Genomic DNA, 25,636 nt, shown 5'->3' on the forward strand with positions numbered 1-25,636 from the left:
CGATGCACGACTACCATATGACCCTTACCGAACCCCGTGCAAAAACAGTCACGCTTGCGTTGACGCAGACGCAAGAAGGTCTGCTTTATCAATGCCTTCGAGGCGGGAACGATGGCGCATATATGATCGGCGTGCGTGTCCGGATTGATGGGCCCTTTGACTTTGCACGTTTTTCACGGGCCTGGGCCCAATTGTCGTTACGTCATCAGAGCCTCCGTACCCGATTCCTCTGGAAGGGGCTTCCTGAGCCGGTCCAGGTTGTTTCACCAGATACTGGAAGTGAACCGGCCTGGCATGACCTTTCGTTACTGAAACCCCAGGACGCAGACGCGCAATGGAACGCACAGATAAGGCAGGCAGAACAGGAGCCTTTTGATCTGGAGAAGGGGCCGTTGGTCCGCGTGCTTGCGGGTCGCCTTTCATCAGACAGGCACGAACTGTTGGCCGTTTTCCATCACCTCATAGTTGACGGATGGTCGTTGGCTATTCTGATGGATGAACTGAGTGGCATCTATGCGGACCTGTCAGAAGATCTGCCTCCTTGCGACAGTCCGGCGCCAGACTTCGGGGCATTCGTCGCATTTGAACAGGCGCGGGACCGGACAGTAATGCAGCGTTTCTGGTCGGACTACCTGTCCGGAGTTCCTGCGCATGAAGCCAGGCCAAACCAGGAATTTGAGGAAGAGTCCGGTTCGCGTTGGGGAGAGGTGCGGCTGGCTCTTGATGGGCCTGTGTCCGGGCGGTTTTCGGCATTTCTGAAAAAGCATGCTCTGACCGCGAATACCATTGCCCATGCCGCATGGTCTGCTTCCCTTGTTTGTGGCGGTGCCGAGGAAGCAGTTTATGGCATGACGGTTTCCGGCCGGCCTCCGGCTCTTGAGAATGCCGAAAAAACGGTTGGGTTGTTTATCAAGACACTGGCTGTGCGGGGGGTGCCTGAATGGGGTATGCCTGTTGCTGATTGGCTGTCTCAGTTACAGGTCGACCTTGCAGACCTCAGGGAATATGACGCCATATCGTTAACCGATCTGCACAGCTATGCTGGTCTGGCGCCCGGTGAGGCGCTTTTCGATTCAATTCTTGTTTTTGAAAATTATCCCGTGCCCGCGCGCCGGGATCGGCTTGGCGCGTTGGCTGTCGGTGATATTTCTATCCGGGAGCGAACACATTACCCGATCACATTATTGGTGTCGGCTGCAGATGGTCTGTCCTTGCGGCTGATTCACGACCGAGGTCGTGTTACCGATAACCAAGCACAGGCATTGGCTGACGGTTTTCAGGCTTTTGTGGAAGCCCTGTCCCAGGATGGCGAGCGCAGCGTGGCGGAGGCGCTTTGCGCGGCTCAAGAAAAAATTGAACCGGCTGCGTCATCGGGCGCGGAAGAGGTATTTCCCGGTCATGATCGCCGGCTTGAGGATTTGGTGCTGTCACAGGCAGCGTCGACCCCCGATGCGGTTGCGGTGATTTTCGGGAAGGAAGAGAAAAGCTATGCATCGCTGGGCAACGGGGTACGGTCCCTGTCGAAGCGCCTGGCTTGCCAGGGGATCGGCCGGGGAGACATTGTCGGTGTCCTGATGGAGCGTTCTCTGGAGATGCCGGAGGTTCTGCTGGGGATTATGGCATCGGGGGCGGCCTACCTGCCGCTGGACCCGGACCTGCCGGACGATCGCCTTGCCTATATCGTTGAGGATGCGGATGTGGCAGCGGTCGTCGTGCCGTCGGCCCTTGTTTCCCGTCTGCCGGAAGGCAGGCGGGCCGTGGTCCTGGACCAGCCGGGGGAGGATGGCCCGGCGAGGCCGGGTGCGCGGTCGGCGGGAGGCCCGGATGACGCAGCCTATGTGATCTATACCTCGGGCTCCACGGGGCGTCCGAAAGGGGTCGTGGTGCCGCATGACGGTGTTGTGAACCGGATTCTGGCCCTGCAGTCGGATCATTGTCTGGCCGCTACGGACCGGGTTTTGCAGAAGACACCGTTCAGTTTTGACGTTTCCGTCTGGGAGCTTTTCTGGCCGTTGGTCACGGGGGCCGGTCTGGTGATGGCCAGGCCGGGCGGGCATCGTGACCCGGCCTGGTTGGCAGAAGAGATTGCCCGCACGGGTGTGAGCGTTGTGCATTTCGTACCATCGATGCTGCGACAGTATACAGCGCAGGCGCCTGCCTCACCGGGCGTGCGGCTGCTGGCCTGCTCAGGCGAGGCACTGGGCCAGGATCAGCCTGCTGCGGCGCGGTCTGTTTTTCCAGAGGCGGAAATCCGGAATTTCTACGGTCCGACGGAAGCCTCGATCGAGGTTAGTTCCTGGCGGTGTGAGCCGAAAGCGGAAGGACCTGTTCCGATTGGCCGTGCGATAGCCAATCTCCGTCTTTACGTGATGGATGCGCATGGGCGGGTCCTTCCGGACGGGGCGTGTGGTGAATTGGTTGTGGCGGGCCCCTGTGTGGCCTCGGGTTATCTGGGGCGGCCCGGTTTGACGGCGGCGCAGTTTGTGCCGGACCCCTATGGGCCGCCGGGCGCGCGTGCCTATCGAACCGGTGATCTGGTCCGTCGCCGTGGGGATGGCGCATTGGACTATCTGGGCCGGAACGACGGTCAGGTGAAGGTTCGCGGTCACCGGATCGAGCTTGGCGAGGTCGAGGCTGCCATGGCCGCAGTGGATGGAGTGCGGGAAGTGGCCGCCATTGTGCGGGCCGATGGTTCTGATATGGCGCGGCTTGTTGGCTATGTGGTTGGTGGCCCCGGCCCGTCGGCGGTGGCAGAGGAGATGTCGCGGCATTTGCCGGGTTATATGATCCCCACGCCCATCATTGAACTGGACGCCATGCCGATGACGGCAAGCGGCAAGACGGACCGCAAGCAACTTCCAGCGCCCGCCGATATATCACAAAGAAACAATGACTTGCAGCCTCAGGCTTATAAGGGTCTTGAGGAGCTTGTTGCGTCGATATGGTCTGAAATGCTTGGGGTCGAAGGTGTCGGGCCTAACGATGATTTCTTTGCTTTGGGCGGCCATTCGTTGACGGCGACACGGGTGATCGCCGCGGTTCGCGATGCGCTGCAGGTTGAGACACCTTTAAAAAGTGTATTTGCCTATCCCCGCCTTGAAGATTTTGCGCGTGCTCTGGCGCAGGACGTGGAGGCTGCGCGCGGTGTCAATTTGCCAAAGATTACGGCGGCAAACTGTGACAGCCGTCGGGCACTCTCCCATGCGGAGGAGCGGTTATGGTTCCTGCACCAGATGGAAGACCTGGGCGGGGCTTTCAACATTCCTATTGTGAACCGCCTGCGCGGACCGGTGGATGCGGGGCGACTGGCAACGGCGCTCTCCCATCTTGCTACACGCCATGAGGCATTTCGCACCCGCTATGTCGAAGAAGACGGCGTGCCGGTTGTCCTTCTGGATCGAGAGCCTTCTTTCCCGCTGGTTCGGGAGGATATCTCGGATCTGGACCAGGAGGCCATTGATGTCTATGTCGCAGCGTTCCTTGGTGAGCCTTTCAACCTATCGAAGGGTCCCCTTCATCGTGCCGGTCTGTTTAAGACAGGTCCTGATACATATATATTTGCGGTTGTGCTGCACCATATCGTCGCGGATGGCTGGTCGCTTTCCATTCTGTCCTCCGAACTGGAGGAAATTGACGGGGCCTTGGCAGAAAACCGCGATCCCGCGTTCACCGCTATCGAACTGGATTACAGCGATGTCGTGGACTGGTCATGCCGACCGGAGGTCGCCACACATATGGACCGGCAGGTGGGCTATTGGCGTGATCGGCTTGCCGGTCTCGACGGTGAACTTGACCTTTGGACGGATGTGCCCCGCGCAGACGTACCTGCACATGCGGGCGAGCGTATGCCGATTGCATTGCCGGATTGGCTATCTCGCGAGGTGATTGCTTTCTGCCGTGCCGAAGGCGTGACGCTGAACATGCTGCTTCTTGCCCTTATCGGCGTTGTGCTTGCGCGCTACAGCGGACAGCAGGAAGTTGCGGTTGGCTTTCCGGTCGCCGGGCGCAACAGGCGTGAGACGGAGCGCTGTGTCGGTCTGTTCCTCAACACGTTGGTCGCGCGGATTGATACAGCGGGAAATCCCACTTTTGCCGATCTTCTTTACGCTGTCCGGGAACAGTGCCTTGAGGGCTACGTTCATCAGGATGCCCCCTATGAAAAAGTGGTTGAGGCCTTGCAGCCTGACCGCACGCTCCACGGGAATGCCCTGTTCCAGGCGATGTTGATCGTTCAGAATGCACCGGAACGGCCCCTGCATCTGTCGGGAATTGAAGTCGATGCCGTTCCCAGTGGCCATGCCACGGCCAAATATGACCTGACTTTTGAACTGGTTGAAACACCTGGTCATGTTCATGGGATGATTGAATATGCGGCGGTATTCACCCCGGAAACCATATCGAGGCTGTGGCGTACCATCCTGGCAACGTTGGAAGCGGCCCTTGTTGACCCAACAATGCGGCTGTCTGAATTGGCAGTATTGAACGAAGCGGATGCTGCCCTTCTTGCCGATTATAATGACGGGGTTACGCCTGAGGCATCACCCGTACACGGGGATTTCTCCGAACTGGTAATGCGGGACCCTGCACGAATTGCGTTGTCCGGGGTGGGGGAGACCCTGACCTATGGTGATCTGGCGGATCGTTCGAACAGGCTGGCGCATGCCTTGGTCGCGGCGGGGATAGGCCGTGGGTCTGTTGTTGGACTTGCAATGGACCCCTGCAACGATCTCGTTGTGAGCATTCTTGCGGTATTCAAGGCAGGTGCCGCCTATCTGCCGCTCGATCCTTCCTATCCTGAGGACCGCCTGCTTTTCACGATTGCTGATAGCCAGGCTGAATTGATCATCGCCAGGAACTGCCCGACGACGGCAGATGTACCTGTTCTTGATCTCTGTGATCTTGACCTTCGTGATTATCCGGCGACCTGTCCTGACGTGCCGGTGGGCGCGGATGACATTGCCTATGTACTCTATACGTCAGGGTCCACAGGCAAACCGAAGGGCGTGCTTGGGACACATGGCGCAATTGCGAGCCGGGTTGCGTGGAACGTGCCTGGGGCGGAAGGGGATGCGTGTTACGCGTTAAAAACGTCAATTAACTTCATCGACAGCCTGTGGGAGATATTCACGCCTCTGACCCGGGGAGACCGGTTAACCGTAGTGCCCCGAACCTCTCTTCGTGATCCATTGGCGTTTGCTGCGCAGATCAATGCTGAAGGCGTCACACGGCTTGTCCTTGTGCCCTCTTTCCTTCGGATGATTCTGGAACTCCCGGATGAGGATCTCGCGGGGCTGAGGCAGCTTGAGTATATCGTAACCAGCGGCGAGGCATTGCCCAGGCTTCTGGCTGAAGAGGTCAGGGACAGATTGCCGGGTGTCCGGCTTATCAATATCTACGGCACGTCTGAATTCTGGGATGCAAGCTATGCCGACGCGATTGGCCCGGGGGGCGAGATTGATGCCGCCAGCATGGGCAGGCCGGTCGCCGGCATGTGTTTGCACATTCTGGATCAAAATATGCGCCCGGTGCCAGTTGGGGTGCCTGGTGAGATTTATGTCGGCGGGCGCGGTTTGGCGCGCGGTTATGTCGAAAATGCAGCGGCGACGTCAGAACGCTTCCTGCCTGATCCCTTCTCAATAGTACCGGGAGGACGGTTATATCGGTCGGGGGACCTTGGGCGCATGCGTCCCGATGGTCAGATCGAATTTGTAGGACGTAGCGATCACCAGGTTAAGGTTCGGGGGCACAGGATAGAACTTGGTGAGATCGAAGCGGTATTGCAGCGCTGCTCAGGCGTGTTGCAGGCCGTGGCGACGGTCTACGATCGGGGCGACGGGGATCGTCGGCTCGCAGCCTATGTATCTGCACGACCGTCTGTGACGCTGGATGTTTCGGAACTGGTCGACACATTGGCGCGCCATCTGCCGCCTGCGGTTCGGCCGGTCATTGTACCGGTTGATGATTTTCCAATGACGCCGTCGGGCAAAATCAAACGTGGTGCATTGCCGCAACCCTCTGAAATCGAGATAGCGGCGGACGAACAGCCCAAAGAAGGCATTGAGACCATTGTCGCCGGGATTTGGCAGGATGTTTTGGGCGTGGGTAGTGTCTCGCGTCAAAGTGACTTCTTTGCCCTTGGCGGTCATTCACTTTTGGTAGGGCGAGTTCTTGCCAGGTTGCGCGCCGAATTGAGTGTGGATGTGCCAATGCGCGCACTATTTGAAGCACCGGGGCTGGCAACATTTTCCTCCGAAGTGGAGAGGGTGCAGAAGGACGGCGCTGCCCCGGATTTGCCCCCCCTTCTTCCACAATCTCGAGATATCGAACTGCCGCTGTCTCATGCCCAATCTCGACTTTGGTTTGTGGACCGTCTGGGGAATGTCGGGGCTGCATATAACGTGGTGACAGCACTCGAATTGAGGGGTGAAATCGATCCAGAATCACTGGATTTGGCGCTAGGCGATCTGATCACTCGGCATGAGGTACTTCGTACTCATTTTGTTGTTCGGGGGGATGAACCGGCGCAGGTTATTCTGCCGCCGCGCCCGGTGACGGCAGAGAAAGTGGATCTGTCGAACCTGACGGGGGAGGCGCTGGAACGCGCGATTGACGCCAGGATCGACGCCCTGACGTCGCGGGTTTTTGATCTTTCGAAAGGGCCGCTTTACGCATTCGAGCTTCTGGACTGTGGCAACAATCGTCATGTTCTGGCGATTAACATTCATCATATAGCGGTAGACGCCTGGTCTTTGGACATTGTCCTTCGAGACTTGGCTTTGCTCTATAAGTCCCGCCTGGGGATGGGGGCTTCGCCGTCGCCCTTGCCGGTGCAATATGCGGATTTTGCGTTGTGGCAGCGTGGCTGGCTGCAGGGCGAGGTTCTGGAACGTCAGCTTTCCTATTGGAGGAATCAGTTGTCGGGAGCGCCGCAGACGCTGCCGTTGCCGACCGACCGACCCCGTCCGGCGGTGCAGGACTATTCGGGCGGGAACGTGCCGGTGCGCTTTGGGGCGGAGCTGAGCTCAGCGATCCGGGCGTTGGCCCAGCGGGAGGGCGCGACGGTCTTCATGGTCTTGCTTGCGGCCTATCAGACGCTTCTGGCGCGCTGGTCGGGGCAATGGGACCTTTCGGTTGGTACGCCGGTGGCGAACCGCCGGGACGCGCAGCTTGAGGGGCTGGTCGGTTTCTTCGCGAATACCCTGGTGATGCGCTCGCAGATGTCTCCGGAGATGCGCTTTGTCGATCACCTGTCGGCGGTCCGCGCGCGGGTGTTGGAAGCCTTCGCCCATCAGGACCTGCCGTTCGAGAAACTGGTGGAAGAAATCGCTCCTGACCGCGACCTCTCCCGACACCCTATCTTCCAGGCCATGCTGGCCTTGCAGAATGTGCCGTCAGCGCCGGACAATGTTCCAGGCGTAACTGCAGAGCACCGTCCATCCGCCTTTGATTTCGCCCGTTTTGATCTGAGGCTGGATTTGCGTGAGGCAGGAGACGTTATCATTGGCAATCTGGAATACGCCACGGCGTTGTTTGACCGATCAACGGCGGAACGGCTTGTTGCGGCATTTGAAGAGCTGATGGCCGATGCTGTGGCCGATCCGGCTTCGAAATTGTGCGACCTGGATGTCTTTCCGGCAGATGAGCGCGCGCATGTGCTTCACGGTTTTAACGATACAGCCCAGCCCTATGAGCTTGATGATCGCTTGGACAGGATGATCGACAGGCAAATTGCCCGCACGCCGGATGCCGAGGCCGTCCGGTTTGGTCAGACTGCTTTGAGTTATGCTGAACTTGGAGAGCAGGCAGAGGCCGTTGCGGCCCGTCTTCGCGCTGCCGGCGTAGACGCAGGCAATGTCGTTGCAGTTTTGATGGAGCGCTCCCTCGAATTACCCGTTGTGCTGTTGGGGATCATGCGGGCAGGTGCCGCCTATCTGCCCCTTGACCCTGATCTGCCGGATGAACGCCTGGTTTTTCTGGCCAAGGATGCGCAGGCGGATCTGGTGGTGACGACAACTGCCCTTGAGAAACATGTCGACTTCGCCGTGCCTTGCGTTTGTATGGAAACGATCAAGGAGGGTGAGGCGGTTACTGTTGAACCGGTGACGCATATATCCTCACCGGATGCGGCTGCTTATGTTCTCTATACGTCCGGGTCAACGGGCAGGCCAAAGGGCGTGGTGGTTTCACATCGGGCCATAGTCAATCGTATCCTATGGATGCAGGAAGCCTACAAACTGACTTCAGCGGACCGCGTCCTGCAGAAAACACCCGTTGGTTTCGATGTTTCCGTTTGGGAGTTTTTCTGGCCTTTGACCATGGGGGCAGGGCTGGTTCTTGCTTCTCCTGGTGCGCATCGCGATCCTGAACGTCTGGCAGGCGAAATTGAACGGGCCGGGGTGACGGTTCTCCATTTCGTCCCGTCGATGCTGCGCCAGTATACGGTGTCGGCAACCCCGCGAGAGAGTGTAAGGCTGGTTGTTTTCTCGGGCGAGGCGTTGGGTGCGGATCAGCCGGATGCGGCCCATCGTGCATTCCCCGCAGCCCGCCTTGAAAACCTGTATGGTCCGACAGAGGCGGCTATTGATGTCACGTCATGGACCTGCGAGCCGACAGGGAGGGAAGGTGTCCCCATCGGGCGGCCGATTGCGAATGTGAACCTCTATGTGGTGGACGCCTGTCTGTCGCCAGTTCCGATAGGCGTTGTCGGTGAACTGTTGATTGGTGGCGTTCAGGTGGCTCAGGCCTATCTTGGCCGACCCGCCCTGACGGCAGAGCGATTCATCCCCGATCCGTTCAATTCAAATGGTGAACGCCTGTACCGGACCGGCGATTTGGTACGCTGGCGTCCGGATGGCGCGCTTGACTATATCGGAAGGGCCGATGACCAGGTCAAAATCCGAGGTCAGCGAATTGAACTGGGTGAAGTGGAGGCCGCCCTAGCTGCCGTTGATGGTGTTGCCGACGCCTGTGCCGTTGTGAAAACGGCTGTGGACGGGGCGAAAGACCTGGTTGGCTACATCGTGGCGGATGCGGATGTTGCCCAAGTTGCGGGTGTTGAAGAGACCGACGATGCGATATCGCGTTGGGCCACGGTATACGATACGACGTACGGTCATGCGGCGAAAGATCCCATGCGTGACTTCGTCGGCTGGACTTCCAGCCTGTCGGGGGCTGCATTGCCAATGGAGGAAATGGAAGCGTGGCTTGATGCGACGGTAAATGCCATTGCACCTCAGGGCCATGAGCGGATGATCGAGTTGGGTTGCGGAACCGGACTTGTCCTTTTTGCCGTTGCACCAAAGGTCACATCCTATGTCGGTACAGATATCTCCAGAGTTGGCTTGCGCAGTATCCGCTCTGCAATGGCCGGTCAGGATTTTGCCGACCGGGTTACGCTCACGGCCAATTCGGCATGCGATATCAAAGATATGCCCAAGCGGAGTGTCGATGCGGTAATTCTGAATTCCGTCGTTCAATATTTCCCGGATGTATCCTATCTGGCGACGGTGATCGAAGGTGCGGTCGAGGCGGTGCGTGATGGTGGCCGCATTTTTCTGGGCGATATCATCAATAATGACTTGGCCGAGGCGTTCCACTCGTCTGTGGCGTTTGCCCGTCGCGATGGAACGGAAACGGCGGACATGTTGCGCGCAGAAATAACCCGTCGTCAGGAAGAAGACCGGGAGCTGCGTCTTGCCCCTCAGGCCTTTTCAGCATTACGTGCGCGTCTGCCGCGTGTATCCAGGGTCTGTGTCTCCTTGAAGACCTTCGGACATGATAACGAACTTTCACGATACCGCTATGACGTGACGCTTCATGTGGGTGATGCGGAAGTTTCTTCGTCGGAGGTCGTTGATGACACCGTGTGGACAGAGGGTTTCACCGCCCAGCAGATTGTACTGAATGCCGCCTCGAAAGATGGGGTGTGTAAATTCAGTGGGATTCTGAATGCAAGGGTTTCCGGCGACTTTGCACGATTGGAAGGCCTGCGTGAAACGCCGGGCGGAGAATGCTTCGAAGACCGGATCGGACCGGGACATGGCGAGGGAATTGATCCGGACGACTTGCTTGAGGAAGCACGATCAAAGGGCCTCACGGTTCACCTCACATGGGGGGACAGGCCGAATGTCTTCAACGCCGTTTTTGGCGATGTACTGGTAGACGACTGTCCTGGCATGGACGAACGGCCGGAGCGTTTTGCGTCCTCACCGGTTGCTGCGGCGGGCCTTGAAGCCCTGCCTGCGCGTATTCGTAAGGCGCTTGCCAAGACTTTGCCTGATGCAATGGTACCGGCACGTATCTCCCGTATCGATTCAATCCCGCTGACCAGCAGCGGCAAGGCGGACCGAAAACGGCTCGTGGCGTTGGATGATACGCCACGAGGCCAAGCTGATCTCTTGCCGCCCAGAACTCCCCTGGAATCAGACATCGTGGCCGTTTGGCAGGATGTTCTGGGTGTCGTCAGGGTTGGTGTGCAGGACAATTTCTTTTCGCTTGGGGGCGACTCTTTGAAAAGCCTGAAAGTATTGTCCGAACTCGCTGCACGCGGGTGGACCTTTACGCTTGATGCGCTGTTCCGCTTCCAGACCCCTGCGGCGCTTGCCTCTTCCTACAGTGACGATAGTGACCTGGTGACGGAGCCTCCTGCTCCTTTCGCACTTGTTGCGGAGGTGGATATGGCACGCCTGCCGGAAGATGTGGAGGATGCCTATCCTCTCTCAGACCTGCAGTTGGGTATGTTCTATCATACTGAATTTGATGAGATGTCCAGTGTCTATCATGACGTCTTTTCCTATCGCGTCCGACTGACTTGGGACGAGGCCCTCATGGCGCAGGCGTTGCGTCGTATCACGGCACGCCATCCAATCCTTCGGAGCAGCTTCCACCTGTCCGGTTTCAATGAGCCCTTGCAGTGTGTCCACCGTGAAATTTCACCGCGACTTGACGTATCGGACTTACGCCAAGTGGGACCAGAGGAGAAAATTCGTTATCTGGCGGCATTTGCGGATGAGGAACGTTTTGCCGGTTTCGATATAAACGAGGCCGGGTTGTGGCGGGTTCATGTGCACCGTGAAAGCGACGATGATTTTGTCTTCACGCTGTCTTTTCATCACGCCATTCTGGATGGCTGGAGCGTGGCGACATTGCTGACCGAACTGGCCCAGATTTATGTGTCGCAACTCGATGCCGTCGATGCGGTTCTTCCGCCACCTCCGCCCGGCTATAACCTGCATATCGCGTCTGAACGGCAGGTGGTTGAGGCTGGCGAGGCTTTCGATTTCTGGCGTGGGCAATTGGCTGGTGCGCCTTCACCGCGTCTGCCGTTCCTGCGTGAAGGGCAGAGCCATGCAAAAAGCCTCCTTATGCCGATCCCGAATGAAACGCATACGGCCCTTGTGGAATGTGCCAACGCGATCGGTGTTCCGCTACGTTCGTTGCTGCTCGCAGGACATTACTACGTATTGTCGTCGCTGGTCGGCGCGAGACGCGTGACGTCGGGTGTGGTTTCGTCGACCAGGCCCGAAACAGAGGACGGTGGCCGGATGGTCGGATTGTTCCTGAATCTCCTGCCTTTGGTAGCGGAGGTGTCCGGCGTCAACTGGCAAAGCTTCGCGCAATCCCTCTTCAGAGAGGAAAGCGAGGCGCTACGATACCGGCGCTTGTCTCTTGCCCGAATTCAGGAGGCGGCGGGCAGAAACGACCTGTTTGAAGTCTTCTTCAACTATGTGCAGTTCCACGTGTTTCGGGATCTGCCGTTTGATGGGCTTGAAACGAAAGTCGCCGATTTTCAGGAAGAAACGAATTACGCACTGGAAGTCCAATTCGGCCGTGATCCTGACGGGCGCACGCTCACCTTGCGCCTGAACTACGATTCGTCGGTCCTGCCTGATACCACAGTGCATGACATTGCGGGGCAACTGACACATGTGCTCGCGCTGATCGCTGAAAACCCGGAGGCCGCGATGGACGATCCTTGGGCGTCGGCAACAGTCGCGGAGACAGATATCAACGATACCGACGTGGACTTTACGTCATTCTTTTCGGAGCCTGCGTAGTGAAAACCATAGACAAAATTATTCTCGATAGAGCCGAAACATCCTGCCTCCAGACCGCGGTTGTCGCGGGGGATACATCGCTCAGCTATGGTGATCTGGCCACAAAGGTCCGATCCGTTGCCGCAGCCCTGTCTGATCGGGGCATCGGGCGAGGCGATATTGTTGCTGTCTGTGCAGAGCGGCAGGTTGACCTTGTTCCCGCATTGCTGGGGATCATGATGTCGGGTGCTGCATATCTGCCATTGGATCCGTCATATCCCGAGGCACGGCTTGAATTCATGGTGGCCGACAGCGACGTTTCCTTGGTTTTGTCAGGAAACGGGGACACTTCGTTTGGGCGTCCCGTGCTCACATTAGATGAGGCAGTGGGCACGGCGGACCCTGGCACTGTCTCTCAATGCAAAGGCGCTGCTGCAGAGTCAGATCTCGCCTACATCATCTATACCTCGGGTACGACCGGTACACCGAAAGGTGTGATGGTCGAACACCGTTCGTTCTTTAATTTCCTGATGTCCATGCGAATGAAACCTGGCCTGGGGCCGGACGATCGGATGGTTGCCGTTACCCCGATTTCATTCGATATCTTCGCGCTTGAGCTTTATCTGCCGCTTCTCGTGGGAGGGACGGTTGTTCTGGTCCCGCGGGACGTTGCGCGTGATGTCGACCGGCTTGCCGTCGAGATTGACCGAACTGGCGGCACAGTGATGCAAGCCACTCCGGCCACCTGGCGGATGTTGGTCGAGACCGGATGGACGCCTCCAAAGGGATTTCGAAAGTTTGTTGGCGGGGAGGCCTTTCCCGATTCAATCGCGGGTAGTTTGCTGGCGGGAGAAGGGGAAGTCGTAAATCTTTATGGCCCGACGGAAACAACCATCTGGTCTGCCATGCACCCCGTCACAGAAGCCTTGACGCGGCAACCGATCGGCCGCCCGATTGCCAATACGCAACTCCATATACTCAGTCCGACATTAGAGCGATTGCCCAACGGTGCGGTGGGCGAGCTTTATATCGGCGGCGCAGGCGTTGCACGCGGATATAATAACCGTCCGGGATTGACGGCTGAGCGTTTTCTTCCCGATCCATTCTCCCGCTTGCCGGGTGCGCGGCTATACCGAACTGGCGATCTTGCGCGTATCGTGCCGGGCGGGCAGATCGAATGCCTGGGCCGAAGCGACCATCAAGTGAAAATCCATGGCTATCGGATTGAACTGGGTGAGGTCGAGGCGGCGCTGGAATCGCTTGAGAAGGTTCGGGCCGCCGCCGCGACAACCTTCCCCGACGGCCTTGGTGAACAACGCATTGTCGGCTACATCGTCGGTGAGATAGAGGGAGATACCGCGCGGGATTTGCTCGCCTCAATCCTCCCGGCGCATATGGTGCCGGATTTTGTGCAATGCCTTGATAAACTGCCACTCACACCCAACGGTAAAATCGATCGCAAGGCGCTGCCCGAACCGGGGGGCACTTTGCCTCAAACCGGCGCGCAGGAACCCCCGAAAGGTGACGTCGAAACGCGACTTGCTGCAATCTGGCAGGAAGTGCTGGGTGTTCCGGTGGTGGGGCGGGACGACGATTTCTTCCGCCTGGGGGGGAGTTCTCTTCTGGCAACCAGAGTAGGAGCACGAATTCGCGCTGAATTCGGCGTGCCATTTGCGTTGCGCACGCTCTTTGATGAGAGAACGGTTGCAGCCTGTTCGGCGGCCATCGGTGATGCTGCCATAAGTGAACAGCCGGTGATCGTCAGAAATGATTCAAACCGCTTCCCGTTGATCCCTGCACAGTCCGGCTTGGCTTTTCTCGACACTTTCGGTGCTGCAGGAGGTGCGTATCACGGTCTCGTGGCCATGGATGTTGAAGGCATATTCGATGCCTCGGCTTTTTCCCGCGCATTGGCCCGTGTGAGTATCCGTCATGATGCCTTGCAGGTTCGTTTTGTCGAAGATGGCGAAGGTGGAATCGTGCAGGAAATTACGGGCGAAAACCCGCCTGTTCGGATTGAAACGGTGACATGTGAGGCAAATGTTTCCAAAGCTCTTGATGCCTTCGCAGCAGAGCCTTTTGATATTGCCTGCGGTCCTCTTCTTCGGGTTATGGTTCTGGAACATAGTGCGGGGTTTGTGCTGGCTTTTGCCTTTCATCACATCATCCTTGATGCTTGGTCGTTTGGCATTTTAGCACGTGAACTGACGGCAATTTATCGTGAGGAAAGGGGCGGTGTCGCTGCCGCTTTGACCGAACCGACGTTACGGTATAGAGATGCTGCAACGTGGCTCGATACTTGCCAGGATCAGGTTGTATCGGATGTCGCCTGGTGGCGGGAAAAACTTGAGGATGCCCCGCTGGCCCTGGAGCTTCCGACGGACTATGTCCGCCCTGCGGTGCAGTCGTTCCGTGGCAGTTCCATTCCATTTTCCCTGCCTGACACGCTTGTTAGCCAAATGCGGGCGCTCGCGGTTGAGGAAGCGGCATCGCCTTTCATGGTCCTTGTTGCGGCCTTGTCCGTGACACTCGGTTCCCTGGCCGGGCAACGGGATGTTTGCCTTGGGACGCCGGTCGCCGGTCGCGATCACCCGGACCTTGAAGATGTTGTCGGCTTTTTCCTGAATACAGTCACGCTGCGGTCACGGTGGCAGAACCGGGACAGTTTCCGCGACATGCTGAAAGCAGTGCGGGAAACGGTATTGGATGCTTTTGCGCATCAATCGGCGCCCTTTGACCGTGTGGTTGAAGGGCTTGCGCATCAACCGGACCTTTCACGACAACCGGTTTTCCAGACAATGGTAATTCTCGACAATGTGGGAATGGAAGCGCTGGACCTGGGAGAGGCGAGTTGGCGATACAGAAATCAGGCCCGTCAGTCTTCTAAATATGATCTGACGCTCAATCTGGCGGAAACTGCCCAGGGCATGTCGGGGCTTATCGAATACGCCGCGGACCTTTTCCGTCCTGAAACAGTAGAGAGGATTGGCGACCTCCTGCAGCAGACACTCAAAGCGATGGTGGATAATCCTGATGAGCGGATCCAATCGCTGCGGTTTGACGGCCTGGCTGATTCCACAGGGACGATGGTGTCGAATATTGCGCATGCCCGCCCCGCTGTTGAAGAAACGTTGACTGCTACGGTTGCAGCACATGTTGCCCGGGAGCCGTCAGCGATTGTGGCAATTTCTTTGGGTGGTGACCTGATAACGCGTCAGCAGCTCTGGGACCAATCCGGTACGATTGCCGGACGGCTGCTACGGGCCGGAGTGGAGCCGGGCGACAGAGTGGCAGTAATGACCGCGCACGATGTCCCAGTCCTGGCTGCCGTCCTTGGTATCCTGCGGACGGGGGCCGCCTATGTGCCGCTTGATCCAAAACATCCTGATGAACGGTTGAGTGCAATCCTGTCACACAGTGGTGCGTCAGCCATTGTTTACGATGAGGTGTTTGAAATCAGAGCAGCGGCAATCGCCGGTGCCTTGGCCGGTATTCCTGTTTCCGCCGGTCCCTTGGAAGCGCCGGCAGAGCGGCGCTCATCTGGCAGTTTGAGCTATATTCTCTATACGTCCGGCACGACCGGTCGTCCAAAAGGCGTTTTCCAGAACGACCGCAATGTTCTTCATCACGCGGCCAATTATGCATCATCTATGGAATTGTCTCAGGGGGATGTGGTCTCACTCATCCCGACTGTGGCATTTGACGCGGCAGTGATGGATATTTGGGGGGCTCTTGTTTCCGGAGCGACGCTGGCCTTTTGGGATGTCTCAAATGACGGTGTGGTCGGGATTGAGGAGTGGCTGTCCTCCAGACGTGTGAATGTGTGGCATTCCACGCCGTCGCTGTTGCGCGCGGCGGTCGATCTTTTTGCCGGTCCGGTTGAGGCACCGGTTCGTGCAGTTGTTCTTGGCGGCGAGGAAGCGCGACAGGACGATGCGGTCAGGGTCGCCCGATGCTTTCCGGGTGCACAGCTCGTCAATGGGCTTGGACCCACAGAATCAACGCTTGCGTTGCAGGCGGCAATCGATCCTTCGGATGCCCCTGTCGGCGGTCGTTTGCCTATCGGTAAGGCCGTTCCGGGCTGTACCGTGAAAATCATGGACGGTGACGGCTGTGAAGCACCATTTGTCGGTGAATTGGTCTTTGAAAGCGATCATATTGCTCTCGGGTACTGGGCTGACCCGAAGGCTACGGCGGAAGCCTTCGTTCCTGCCGCTTCCGGACGTGCCTATCGCACCGGGGACGTGGCCCGGCGTCGACTGGACGGTGCCTTGGAATTCCTCGGGCGGCGTGACCGGCAGTTGAAGGTCAATGGTATTCGTGTGGAGCCGGCTGAGGTCGCGGCTCGGATTTCTGAACTGCCCGGTGTGGAAAATGTGCATGTAGGGGCCGGACCGGACGGACGTTTGGCCGCCTGGGTGGTGCCTAAAGCGTTGGCCCCCGACGCCGTTCCGGCGTCGGCTGGTAACGGGCCGTTGATGAGCATTCTTTTCTTCGGAGAGCAGGATGGCTCTCACGAAGGTGAGCGCTATGGTCTGACCCTTGCTGCGGCCCGTCGGGCGGATATTTTGGGTCTGCATGCAATCTGGACGCCGGAAAGACATTTCACCGAAATCGCGGCGGCCTTCCCGAACCCGTCATTGCTGGCGGCAGCCCTGGCTCGTGAAACACGGCGCATTGGTCTTCGTGCAGGCAGTGTCGTGCTGCCGCTGCATCATCCACTTCGTGTCGCAGAAGAATGGGCGGTCGTGGATAATCTTTCAGGCGGGCGGGCCGGTGTGTCTTTCGCGCCAGGCTGGGTGCCACACGATTTCGTCTTTGCACCTGAGGACTATGACGATCGGCACGATGTGATGCTGTCTCACATTGAAACGGTTCGGAAACTATGGTGCGGAGAAGCCGTTTCCTTCCGGTCTGGCACTGGAGAGGAACACGGATATCGCACAGGGCCGCGACCTGTGCAGGACGAACTGCCAATGTGGCTGACGGTCAGCCGAAATCCGAAGATGTTTACCGAGGCAGGACGTCGGGGGCTGAACGTCCTGACGTCGGTTCAAAACCAGACGCGAGACCAGCTTGCAGCGAATGTAAGGGCCTACCGCGATGGGCGTGCGGCGGCTGGACTCGATCCGGCGACAGGACATGTCACGGTAATGATGCATAGCTTCGTAGCCGCCACGACGGCAGAGGCCGAAGCCAAGGCGCGCCCCGCGTTACGTGGTTATATTGCATCCCATGCCGCCTTGCGTCGGTCCGTGATCGAAAGTCTGGATGTTAAGACCGAACTGACCGAAGAGGACGATTTCGAGCGCCTCGTTGATGTTGCTGTGGACCGGTATCTGGGGGCTGCCGCACTGATCGGCGGGCCTGCGGCACTGGCAGAACGGGCGATGGAGCTCTACGACATTGGCGTGGATGAAATTGCAGGGCTTGTAGATTTCGGTGTTGATAGTGGCACCGTAATTGATGCACTCGATCACCTGGCGGTGATGTCTGATGCAGTCCGTTCCGGCTTGTCGCCAGAGCGTCTGCGCGATCGTTTGAGGGCGGTTCTTCCATCGGCCATGGTGCCGGAAGATATTCAGTTTTTGCGTGATTTGCCGTTGACTGTGAATGGCAAGGTGGACCATGCCAACCTGCCTGCGCCGGAGCGTAGGAATGCGGTTGGCGGTGGTGTCCTGGCGGGTCCGACCCAGGCAAAGCTGGCAGAGATGTACAGTGATCTTCTTGGGGTTCAGTCGGTGGGGCCCGCCGATAGTTTCTTTGTGCTTGGCGGGCATTCACTTCTTGCGATGAGGCTTGCGGTACGGATAAAGGCCGACCTGCATACCGAGGTCCCGTTGCGCGCAATCTTTGAGGCCCCGACGGTTGCAGGACTGGCTTCCTGGATAGAAAGGCAGGGGGTAACTGGAGCCTCGTTGCCGGAACCACATAAGGCGTCCCGTGACGAACCTTTGCCTCTTTCTTTCGGGCAGGAACGGCTGTGGATGATGGAAACCCTTGGCGAGGCCAAGGGGCGATACAATGTGCCATTCCTGCTGCGTCTTGATGGTGATCTTGATGTGGTGGCATTGGAGCGGGCATTCGAGGCCCTCGCCATGCGGCATGAGGCATTGCGGTTGCGCCTTGTGGAAACCGCTGATGGTCTGCGGCAGGTTTTCACGGATGGTCCAGGGATTATCCTCGACCGCAGGTCGGCCCGATCGGAAGAAGCGGCTCTCAATGCGGCTGAAGAGTTGATTGTCGCGCCTTTTGATCTGTTTGCCGAGGCGCCATGGCGGTTAACGCTCTATAGCTGTGGCGAGGGCGTGCATATCTTGGTAATGGTCATGCACCATATGGTTTCCGATGCCTGGAGTACCGCAATTATGGGCAATGATCTTGCGGTTCTCTACGCGGCGGAAACGGGAGAGACGGGAAGTAGTCCCGCTCTTCCGCAGAACGCATTGGGATACGGTGACTTTGCCGTCTGGCTGCGTGAGGTGGCGGAATCGGGGATCTGGAATAAAGACCTTGGCTATTGGCAGGATATGCTGGCCGGTCCTCCACCAGCCTTGGAATTGCCGGCGGACCGGTCTCGCCCGGCAGTTCACGATGGGCGCGGTGCTTCTGTCGGTGTGACGCTTCCAGCTACAGTCCGTCAGCGGGTGATGGATCTTGCCGCGAAGTCTGATGCGACGCCCTTTATCGTCGTCCTGACCGCTTTCCAGATCGTGCTCGCCCAATGGAGTGCGCAGCGTGATTTTTGTGTTGGCACACCCGTGGCAGGTCGGTTGCACCCGGCCTTTGACGATACGGTGGGGTATTTCTCAAACACGCTCGCTTTGCGGACTGATCTCGCGGGTGAGCCGACTTTCCATGAGGCGGTTTCGGCAACCAAGGCTCGTGTTCTGGATGCCTTGGCACACCAGAATGCTCCATTCGAACAGGTGGTCGAGGCATTGGCCCCGGTACGCGATCTGTCCCGGCATCCTCTTTTCCAGGTGGCTTTTACGCTGGAACCTGCGCACAAAGGCGGAGAGCCGATGCAAGGCGTGTCCGTCCGGCGTATGGCACATGACGCTGGCACGGCGAAATTCGACCTTTCTCTCCTGCTTGTCGATAACGACGATAGTATTGCTGGCGTTTGTGAATACTCCACCGCACTTTTTGAGGAGAAGACCGCCCGACGTCTGGTTGATGCGTTGGTTGCCTTCTTGTCTGATGTTGATGCAACCGGCTCTGTTTTCGATGTGCCAATCCCCGGTCCCGTCGAGGGCGCTTCGGTAGCATTTGATGAACACCGGTCCGAGAAGGCGTTGTCTGCGTGCCAGGGCTCCCGCATTGAAGAGGTGGTTTCAGGTATCCGTGACGCCTGTGGAGAGCGTATAGCGCTGGAAGACGGCGAAGACGTGCTGAGTTATGAGGAGCTTGTTTCCACCTCGGATGCGCTGTCGGGCCGGATAGCGTCCGCCGGTGTGATGCCGGGACAGATTGTGGGCGTTGCACTTGAGCGATCGGCCAATGCGATCATTGCACAGCTTGCGGTCCTGCGGGCGGGAGGAGTTGTCCTGCCGCTCGATCCAGACTATCCGCCGGAGCGTCTTGAGGGGATGCTGGCGGACAGTGATGTGCCGCTGGTGCTGTCAGATACGCGCCATCAGGGGTTGGCAGGCGGTCGTCCGGTGCTGTTGGTGGATGAGGCAGACATAAATGCTGAGGATGTTGCGCCGCCGCCGCGTTTGAAAGGGCTGTCAGGGGCGCCTGCTTACGTGATCTATACCTCCGGCTCTACGGGGCGTCCTAAGGGGGTAATGGTGCCCCATGAGGCGGTGACGTCGCTTTTCCTGGAACGGGAGGTGATGAACTTCGGCCCGGATGATCGGGTGATGCTGGCGTCGCCCCTGGCCTTTGATGCCAGCCTGATCGAGATCTGGGGCGCCTTGCTGAACGGCTCGCGGCTTGCGGTGTTGCCTGCCGGTCCCTTTGATCCGGACGCATTGTCGGAATTTGTTGCTGATGCAGGTGTGACGGTGGCCTGGCTGACGGCAGGGCTTTTGCGGGGATATCTGGAACGCGATCCGTCGGCCTTTGCAGGTTTGCGGTTGCTGATGTCAGGCGGGGACGTATTCCCGACCCATGGCCTTTCGGATTTCATGGCGGGGCTGCCGAATGTGCAGTTCGTCAATGGCTACGGCCCGACGGAATGTACGACCTTTACGGCAATGCACCGACTGGATTTTGTCCCTGAGGCAGGCTCTGCGGTTCCAATCGGCCGTGGTGTTGGCGGCCGTCGCCCGGTTGTCCTGGACCGGTCGATGCGTGCGGTGCCGCCAGGGGCACCGGGAGAACTTTATGTCGGCGGGCATGGCCTTTCGCTGGGATACCTCGGGCAGCCGGGGCGAACGGCGGAAAGCTTCCTTCCGGACCCTGCGGGCGGAGGTGGGCGTCTGTATAGGACAGGGGACCGTGTCCGTTTGCGGTCTGATGGGGCGTTGGAATTCCTGGGCCGGATTGATGCGCAGGTGAAGCTGCGCGGTTTCCGGGTGGAACCGGGTGAGGTGGAGGCGGCCCTATGTGCACTGCCAGCGGTTGGAGACGGCGCGGTGGCGGTCCGGCGGGACGGCGAGGGGGCTGCGACGCTGGAAGGGTTCGTGGTGCCGGTCTCCGGTGTCGGGACCGATGCCCGGTCATTGGAACAGGCATTGGGAGAACGTCTCCCGTCCTACATGGTGCCGCGGATCACATTGGTGGAGAGCCTGCCGCTTGACGCCAATGGCAAGGTCGACCGCCGCAGTCTTGTCTCGCGATTGCCTGAGCGGGTTGAGGAAGCAGGCGAAGCCCCGCATGCAGGTCTTGAAAAGACGCTGGCGGAAATCTGGCAGCGGGTTCTTGGGCGTTCGGATATTCGCCGCGCGGATGACTTTTTCTCCCTCGGCGGGCATTCGCTGCTGGCGATGCGTGTTGCCACGACGGTCACGGCGGAGACCGGCCACCCGGCAACAGTGCGTGACATCTTCGAATATCCGACAGTCGAGAAACTTGCCCTGCATCTGGCGGCGGCCAATCAAAATGAAGGGGGGAAGGCCGTAACGCTGGTAGAGCTGCCGCCACTTGTACCCCGTGCGGCGGATGCCAAAGCGCCTTTGTCGTTCGGGCAGGCGAGGCTCTGGACGCTTGAGCGGCTGGAAATGGCGGGGACGGCCTATGTCGTGCCTGTTTGCCTTCGGATTGAAGGTTTACTCGATGAGGGGGCATTAGAGGTCGCACTGGGTGATCTCATAACTCGTCACGAAATCCTGAGCACGCGTATATGCGGTAATGAAGAAGATGCATGGCAGGAAGCGGGAGCGGGCGATATTTCTTTTGAACGGCGTTCAGGAGAGACGGCGCAGGCGGCAGCGGATCTTTGGACCACACCGTTTGACCTGTCGAAGGAATATCCTTTGCGGATTGCCCTTGTAAAAGGGGAAGCTGGCCGTGCCCTGCTCATTCTGGTTCTGCACCACATAGCAGTGGACGCTTGGTCTTTGGACATTGTCCTTCGTGACCTGGCCTTGCTCTATAAGTCCCGCCTGGGGATGGGGGCTTCACCGTCGCCTTTGCCGGTGCAATATGCGGATTTTGCGTTGTGGCAGCGTGGCTGGCTGCAGGGCGAGGTTCTGGAACGTCAGCTTTCCTATTGGAGGAATCAGTTGTCGGGAGCGCCGCAGACGCTGCCGTTGCCGACCGACCGACCCCGTCCGGCGGTGCAGGACTATTCGGGCGGGAACGTGCCGGTGCGCTTCGGGGCGGAGCTGAGCACAGCGATCCGGGGACTGGCCCAACGGGAGGGCGCGACGGTCTTCATGGTCTTGCTTGCGGCCTATCAGACGCTTCTGGCGCGCTGGTCGGGGCAATGGGACCTGTCGGTTGGTACGCCGGTGGCGAACCGCCGGGACGCGCAGCTTGAGGGGCTGGTCGGTTTCTTCGCGAATACCCTGGTGATGCGCTCGCAGATGTCTCCGGAGATGCGCTTTGTCGATCACCTTTCGGCGGTCCGCGTGCGGGTGTTGGAAGCCTTCGCCCATCAGGACCTGCCGTTCGAGAAACTGGTGGAAGAAATCGCTCCTGACCGCGACCTCTCCCGGCACCCCATCTTCCAGGCCATGCTTACCCTGCAGGGGGCGGCTGAAGTTGCGGAAATGCCCAAGATCGAAGGTTTGAGGATCGCTCCGGAACCGGTGAAAGGTACCTGGGCGAAGTTCGACCAGACGTTGTTCGTCACGGATGACGCCGGGGAATTGAGTGGTCGGCTGGAATACGCCACGGCATTGTTCGATCAATCGACGGCAGAACGAATGGTTGCCTCTTTCATTGAGATCCTGACGGAAGTTGTAGCGAACCCGGAATGTGACCTGGGTGGGGTTTCCATTATTTCCCAGGAAAAACAAGAATATCTGAAAGCATTGAGCCGCGGCCCGAATCTGCCGGTGCAAGCCGATGGTTTGCGGGTTGAGGCACTGTTCGAGCAAGTGGCCGCAGGTGACCCGGCTGCAATTGCACTGCGCTGTGGTGAGCTGGAATGTGACTACGGCTTACTGTTGTCAAAAACATCTGCACTTGCCGCCCATTTGAACCGGCAGGGGATTGGCCAGGGCGATGTCGTCGGGGTGTTGATGACGCGTGGGATTGAGATGCCGGAAGCATTGTTGGGTGTCCTGAAGGCCGGGGCTGCCTATCTGCCGCTTGATCCGGGTCTCCCATCCTCCCGGCTGGATTTTATCGTTGGGGATGCACAGGTGGCCGCGGTTCTGACGTCGTCCGATTTGGTGACATCGGTGCCGGAGGGTATCGACTGCATTTTGCTTGATGAGGTTGACGATAATCCTGGCTCAGACCCGATACGGGAAAACAGGCTGACGGCGGCGGATCCGGCATATGTGATTTACACATCAGGCTCGACAGGCAAACCAAAAGGCGTGGTGCTGTCGCATAAGGGGATGGTCAATTATCTGCTTTGGGCACGCGATGCCTATATCACCGATGCAGTGGAACCCGATCAGGCGCTGGCACTTTTCCATGGGTCCTTTTCCTATGACATGTCCGTGACCAGCCTCTTCCTGCCGCTGATTTCGGGATATGCCCTCGATATTCTGCCCGCAGGGGAGGACCTCGCCGTTCTTGAGGATGCTTTCCAAGGTCGCCCAGCCCCCTATCTCCTTAAATTGACACCGGCACATCTGCGTGCGCTTGCCGATCAGTTTACTCCTGACCGGGCACCGGCTGTGCTGGTGGTTGGAGGAGAGGCTTTGCCTGCGGATACGGTGGCAAAGATCAAACGTCGCCTGCCAAATGTACGTATCGTCAATGAATATGGACCGACGGAAACGGTCGTTGGCTGTGCGGTGTTTGAGCCGGAGGCTGCGGTGTCCGACCCGGTTCCAATCGGCCAGCCGGTGGCACAAACCACATTGCGTGTTTTGGGCGTTGGGGGGGAACTCCAGCCGGAAGATGTGGTTGGCGAGCTGTATATTGGCGGCGCAGGTGTGGCACAGGGGTATCTGAACCGGCCGGCGTTGACCGCAGAGCGCTTCCTGCCGGACCCGGAGGGCGGTCCGGGTGCCAGAGCCTACCGGACAGGTGATCTGGTCCGATGGCGCACTGACGGGCTGCTTGAATACCTCGGGCGTAATGACGACCAGGTCAAAATCCGGGGGTTCCGGGTGGAGCTGGGTGAAATCGAGGCAGCCCTTGCTGCTGTGCCGGGCGTAGAGGCTGCTGCTGTCGTGGCCGGGAATAGTGACAGTGGGGCATTGCGTCTTATCGGCTATTTCGTAGGCGATCTCTCTGAGAAAACGATCAGGGCGCAACTGGCTCAACGCCTTCCTGCGCATATGGTGCCAAACGTCCTGGTGGCGTTGGACTGTCTGCCATTGACGCCGGCTGGCAAGGTCGACCGGCGGGCGCTGCCCCAACCCGATAGCAAGAGCCGCGTGGCAGATGGCCGTCCGCAGAGTGATGCCGAACTGCGGTTGGCGCAGATCTGGTGTGATGTGCTGGGGCTTGATGCGGTCGGACCGGAAGAGAATTTCTTCTCCTTGGGTGGAGATTCCATTCTGGCATTGATGGTTGTTTCCCGGGCCAGGTCTCAAGGGATTGTAATTACGCCTCGAGACCTGTTTGAGGCACAAACCGTAGCGGGGCTTGCAGCGTTGTCCTCGGTCAATGTGACTTCCGTAAATGACATGACTACTGCAGATCCGGGGGCGAATCGGTCGCTTCCTGCCATGCAGTGGTTTGGGGCACTTGGTCTCTTGGAACCTCGGCATTGGAATATGTCGGGGCTATACATCCCGGCGCAGCCGATTGACATTTCCAGGCTTCAGGAGGCGGTGCAGACACTGATCGACCGGCATGACGCCTTGAATATGCGATATCATTTGCAGGGCAATTCCTGGGAACCCGCCCCCATGTTGCCGGACGAAAAACCGGAAATCACGGACCTTGTCCGGGATATTTCCTTGGGTGACGAGAGCGAGTTGCCGTGGACTTTGCTTGACGCACAACGCAGCCTTAATCCTGATGTGGGCCGCAATTTGCGGGTGTCGCTGATCAGGATGAAAGACGGCAGTCAACGATTGTCTCTCATTGCGCATCATCTTGCGACCGACGCGGTCAGCGCCCGTATCCTTTTGGAAGAGCTCTCTCATTTCCTTGTGGGGAAGGGGGACGAACTTCCCCTGAGCGACCCGGCCTATGTCTATGGAGCAGGTCTTGCAGATTGGGTGGAAACTAGAGAGGCCCAGGCAGAACGTGCTCTTTGGGCGGAGGTTATTGCTGCTGGGCCGACAAGGCTGCCGCGTGACCTGCCCGAAGGGAGGAACCTTAATCGCTATTCCGCGGCTGTGGTCCGTCAGCTTGACCCAGAGGAAACCAAGCGGCTGTTGGCGAAAGGCGGGACTGCTGCCCAGGCGGCAATGGTCGCAGCATTGGGTGGAGCCTTGTCGTCCTGGACTGGAAAACACGATATGGTCTTGTCCATGGAAGGCCATGGACGCATGGCACCGGTGGGCGTGCCCGGAGATGTGTCGCGCAGCGTCGGTTGGTTTACCGCTTTTTGGCCTGCACGAGTTGCCATCACCGGGCATCCGGATGTTGATGCACGGAATGTACTTGCGCGTTTTGACGCCCTTCCACCTGAAAGAACGGGGTATGGAGCGCTGCGTTGGCTGGGCGCGGATGGCGATGCGCTCGCCTTCCAGTCGGATGTTAGCTTCAACTACCTCGGGGTGGCTGATGCGGCTGGGAATGACGGCGGATTTTTCTCGCCCGCACCGGAACCTGATGCTCCCCAAAGAGCTGCCGGGGATCGGCGGCCGTTCGTTCTTGATGTCAACGCCGTTGTTCGGGACGGGACGCTATCAATCTCCTTCGGCTATGCAACGTCGTTACATCACGAGGAAACTGTCCTCGATGTGGCGGACGAGACGATGGATCGTTTGCAACGCATTCTGGCTGCCCCCTCATCACATGCGTCCTCAGCGACTGCCATGAAAACCAAAAGACCAGATTTCGAGCATGCCGGTTTGCCTGCGGGTGAGTTGGCCGAACTGCTCGACGTATTAGACGGGGACTAGACC

General features: G+C 58.6%; 2 protein-coding genes. Both read left to right on the top strand.

Annotated elements, in window-relative coordinates:
• Positions 1-2: 2 nt before the first annotated feature.
• Complete coding sequence (locus IF205_RS11075) at positions 3-12,056, top strand: non-ribosomal peptide synthetase (RefSeq protein WP_259779429.1); 12,054 nt, start codon at positions 3-5, stop codon at positions 12,054-12,056.
• On the top strand, positions 12,056-25,633 hold the full coding sequence (locus IF205_RS11080; RefSeq protein WP_259779430.1) for a non-ribosomal peptide synthetase: 13,578 nt from the start codon (positions 12,056-12,058) through the stop codon (positions 25,631-25,633). Before IF205_RS11075 ends, IF205_RS11080 begins: the two co-directional genes overlap by 1 nt.
• Positions 25,634-25,636 lie beyond the last annotated feature (3 nt).

The sequence above is a fragment of the Aestuariispira ectoiniformans genome, from assembly GCF_025136295.1.
GTDB classification, from domain to species: Bacteria; Pseudomonadota; Alphaproteobacteria; order UBA8366; family Aestuariispiraceae; genus Aestuariispira_A; species Aestuariispira_A ectoiniformans.

Bases quoted from the DNA above. Each gene is read 5' to 3' on its own strand.
- IF205_RS11075 (WP_259779429.1), top strand. From the start codon at position 3: ATGCACGACTACCATATGACCCTTACCGAACCCCGTGCAAAAACAGTC.